Source organism: Acinetobacter sp. YH16052, assembly GCF_013417155.1.
Lineage (GTDB): Bacteria > Pseudomonadota > Gammaproteobacteria > Pseudomonadales > Moraxellaceae > Acinetobacter.
Genome location: NZ_VPEO01000071.1, coordinates 1 through 3,746, shown reverse-complemented (window position 1 = coordinate 3,746; position 3,746 = coordinate 1). Strand labels below are relative to the sequence as shown.

Here is a 3,746-nt window from a genome sequence, read left to right as displayed (position 1 = left end):
TCTTGCAGAACTGCAAGACGTTGAATTTCTTTATCAGACATAGTGATCAGCATCTATATTTTATATCCAGTCCATGGTGATAAAAACCATCATAAACCAGACATTTTTATTGGTGAGAATATAGACATTTTGAATGGGTTCTAACATTTTAGCTTCGTATAAGTACCATTATGTTAAATAAAATTTATAAAAGGAAAAGTGCGCTTAAATTTTTCTGAGACATGTGGGTTGTTCTTTAGGTATTCAATGGATTGTTCTTGCGTAGAAATAGGGTCAAAAATATCTATTCCCCTTAGATAAGAAATGCCTTCTAACGCTATTTTTTCTGTTTTTGATAGCCTAGAGCTTGGTACAAATCCAATAACTGAATGAATCTTCGCTAATGAGTCCTCGAAATCTATAAGATCAAACATATAAAGTGGTATTTCATCTTGATTTAAATCGTTAATACAAAGCTCAATCCACTGTCTAAACTCATTTAGATTAATTGCTTCTGAAAATAGACACCCAATAGCAAATCCAAGATCAGAATTTTCTTCTTTATATATTTTCCACATACTTAATATTTTCTAAAATTAACATAATACACGTTATACGAATCTAAAAATGGGAGCCTTTAGCTCCCATTTTTACTATATTTTTTAAAGTCTTAGGCGTGTTGTACTTTGAGTTTTAAGCCTAAAGCATTCACTACACGATTAATCGTATCAAAACGTGGTGCTGAATCATGACGTAGGGCTTTGTAGAGTGCCTCACGCCCAATTCCTGCTTCTTTAGCGATTTGAGTCATGCCACGAGCTTTAGCAATAACACCAAGAGCATGAGCTAATTCAGCTGGATCATTCTCTTCAAGAACCATGTTGAGATACATCACAATATCTTCTTCAGTTTTGAGTGACTCAGCCATATCAAAACTTGGTAAATCAGCGACTCTAACCATTTTAATCCTCCAATGTTTTCGATAGTTTGACTGCACGATCGATGTCTTGTTGCTGAGTTGATTTATCTCCTCCACCAAGCATTACAATCACTACGTCACCATGTTGGATGTAATACATCCTCCACCCAGAACCGAAGAATTCTCTCATTTCCCAACCGCCATCTTGGAGAGGTTTGATGTCTCCCCCAATTTCCACGTTGAACCTTATCTAATCCACGATTCAAGTGAATACGAGTCATATTGTCTTTAATGCCATCCAACCATTCATCAAATTCTGGAAGACGTATAATTTCAAGCATGAGGATTCCTTATCTTCTCACTATATTGTATTTGATCGAATACAATATGCAATTAATCTATACGAACATCCATTATGTTAGAACCCATTTAAAGTGTCTATGCGATAAACCATTTAAAATCTCCTGTTTTTAACTGCAAGAGTCAAGCACAGGATTTAAATTTCTTTGTTCAATAACAGCTTTCTGAGCTTTACGACTCGGCATACTTTTCTTGGCCCGGGAACGTTTATTTTTTTTTCCAGTTCTTCATGCTGTTGTTGGATATGATTCAGAACAGCACCCAACCGTTTATTCTCAACAATCTCTCGCTGATTCAGCTGACTTAATTTATCGAAGAGGCTGTAATTGATCTTTCGGCCATCATGCATGATCGCCACAGTGCCATCCGGGTACTCCAGAAATGAAATGTATTGCTCAACAAGCTTATGATTTAGCTCTGTCGGTTCAAGCAGATAAATACACTTGTCATACGTGATGGTGAGGTTCTTCGTGACCTTACGCGTTTCCTGCCAGGTGAATATATCCTCCAACTCAGCATCAGATTCAGTTAGAGGACGATGTAAGTTCTTTGAATTTCGCGCACACTTGGCAAACTTCTGGTTGAACTGCTCAATAAAGCAGGGCAACCATGCATTGGCCTCAGCAATCGAACTGATGCCTTCCAGACGCATCTCCTTGATCAAACGGTCTTGAAGGGTTCTATTCGCGCGTTCTACGCGACCTTTAGCCTGTGGTGAGTTGGCAAAGATAATATCAATCTTTAACTCATTCAGAATCCGGCCAAATTGCGTGATTTTGCTGTCCTGGCTCGATTTCTGGTTCACTCGGAAGACCGAATGTTTATCGCTATAAAAGGCCAGAGGCTTACCGTATTGTTCAATGTAGGCTCGGGTTGAAAGCATATAGTCGAAGGTCGTTTCCGCCTCACAGAAGCGCAGATGCAACAGCTTTCCAGTGGCATCATCGATATAAACCAGCAAGCAGCACTTAGCAGCGCGTCCTTCAAACCAGTCATGATATGAGCCGTCAATCTGGATTAGCTCACCGAAGCAATCCCGGTTATAACGTGGCTGATATGGACGTTTAAGGCGCTTGGATCGTGGAATCCAGAGGTCATTTGCAGTCATCCAGCGCCGAAGCGTTTCTACCGGGATATTCAGGTCAAACATGCTGCTGAGCTTCTCATGGGCCAAGGTAGGTCCAAATCCCAGCAGATGTTCAGAAATAATGGAAAGAAATTTTGATTTTAATAAATCGTCATGGCGATGATGGCCCGGTTGACCACGACTGGCATGCGACATACTTGAAACACCATCTTGATTGAGCTTCTGTAATAACCGGGTAATTTGACGGGTTGAAAGATTAAGGATTTCAGCAGCACGGACTTGTGTAATACGATGATCTCGAACGTCTTGCAGAACAGCAAGACGTTGAATTTCTTTGTCAGACATAGTGATCAGCATCTATATTTCATATCCAGTCCATGATGGTGAAAACCATCATAAACTAGACATTTTTATTGGTGAGAATATAGACATTTTGAATGGGTTTTAACACAAATTGTAAGCCCAAAATAGAAATGTCCGCTTTTAGAATGTGCACTTTTGCAATTTCCTTAGCGGACGGTTTGATATGTTGGTGTCTATGTCGGATAAAGAACTTAAACGATTGTCGGTTTTGCAGGAAATCTGCGATCAACGCATAACTCAATCCCAGGCTGCTCAGCTACTTCTACTTCATATTTCAGAATGTCAGGTCAGACGCTTACTGCAGAAATACAAAGTTCAAGGTCCAGCTGCATTATAGCCCATACGGGTCGTGGCCAAACCAGCAATTCCAGGCTTTCTGAAGAACTCAGACTCAAGTGCCTCAATATTGTTTCTGATCAACTGCATGGTTTCGGACCAACCTTGGCGCATGAAAAGCTTATTCAACAGGAGTTATGGTTCATTCTGACCAAGGCAGTCAGTACTGTAGTCGTGCTTTTAGAGCGCTATTATTGACGAATAACTGTATTCAAAGTATGTCACGCAGTCTTGCGCAGTACACTGCTCATGTTGGGACAATGCAGTGACTGAAAGCTTCTTTCATACATTGAAAGGTCATGTAATCCATGGCAGTGTGTTTGCCACTCGAAAAGAAGCGAATGCTGTCTTGTTTGACTATATCGAGATTTATTACAATCGAATCAGAATACATTCTGCAAATGGCTGGTTAAGTCCTGAAGCCTTTGAACAAAAATATTGTAAGAATTTAGAGGGATCGAATGTCCACAATACTGTCTAGGATCAGATAAAGGATTCTGCATCTGAAAAAAGGCCTTTAGCTTAATTCTGAGCTTCGACTAGGGTCTGTTGACATTTACTGTTCATAATTAACGCTATAAAGGTAGCCATAAAAATATACAGGCTAAAGCAACAGAACTTTGATAATTTCTTTTGAGCTTGTCATATCGAGTAGCTATTCCTCTAAATTGCTTTAATCTACAAAACATATTTTCAACTAAA

General features: G+C 39.5%; 2 protein-coding genes and 5 pseudogenes. 2 read left to right on the top strand and 5 right to left on the bottom strand.

Features of this window, described 5'->3' with window-relative positions; genetic code table 11:
* Window positions 1-173 precede the first annotated feature (173 nt).
* The 4 genes and pseudogenes from FTV42_RS15795 to FTV42_RS15780 all read right to left on the bottom strand — a co-directional run bounded on the left by FTV42_RS15795 (window position 174) and on the right by FTV42_RS15780 (window position 2,702).
* A complete protein-coding gene (locus tag FTV42_RS15795) occupies window positions 174-557 on the bottom strand; it encodes a hypothetical protein (RefSeq protein ID WP_180039174.1) in 384 nt (127 codons plus the stop codon).
* 92 nt (window positions 558-649) lie between these two features.
* Window positions 650-940, bottom strand: a complete 291-nt coding sequence (locus FTV42_RS15790; protein ID WP_180039173.1) for an addiction module antidote protein — start codon at window positions 938-940, stop codon at window positions 650-652.
* 1 nt (window position 941) lies between these two features.
* Window positions 942-1,239 (bottom strand): annotated as a pseudogene (locus FTV42_RS15785) (type II toxin-antitoxin system RelE/ParE family toxin).
* Window positions 1,240-1,368: 129 nt separating this feature from the next.
* Window positions 1,369-2,702: pseudogene (locus FTV42_RS15780) on the bottom strand (ISNCY family transposase).
* 181 nt (window positions 2,703-2,883) lie between these two features.
* Between FTV42_RS15780 and FTV42_RS15775 the strand changes: the two are divergent.
* Window positions 2,884-3,167 (top strand): annotated as a pseudogene (locus tag FTV42_RS15775) (helix-turn-helix domain-containing protein); the annotation flags it as partial.
* A pseudogene (locus FTV42_RS15770) lies at window positions 3,161-3,525 on the top strand (IS3 family transposase); the annotation flags it as partial. The pseudogenes FTV42_RS15775 and FTV42_RS15770, both read left to right, overlap by 7 nt.
* A 94-nt stretch (window positions 3,526-3,619) precedes the next feature.
* Here FTV42_RS15770 and FTV42_RS15765 read toward each other — a convergent pair.
* A pseudogene (locus FTV42_RS15765) lies at window positions 3,620-3,746 on the bottom strand (IS5/IS1182 family transposase); the annotation flags it as partial.

Coding starts and splice junctions, on each gene's coding strand:
- FTV42_RS15795 (WP_180039174.1), bottom strand. CDS start 557: ATGTGGAAAATATATAAAGAAGAAAATTCTGATCTTGGATTTGCTATT.
- FTV42_RS15790 (WP_180039173.1), bottom strand. CDS start 940: ATGGTTAGAGTCGCTGATTTACCAAGTTTTGATATGGCTGAGTCACTC.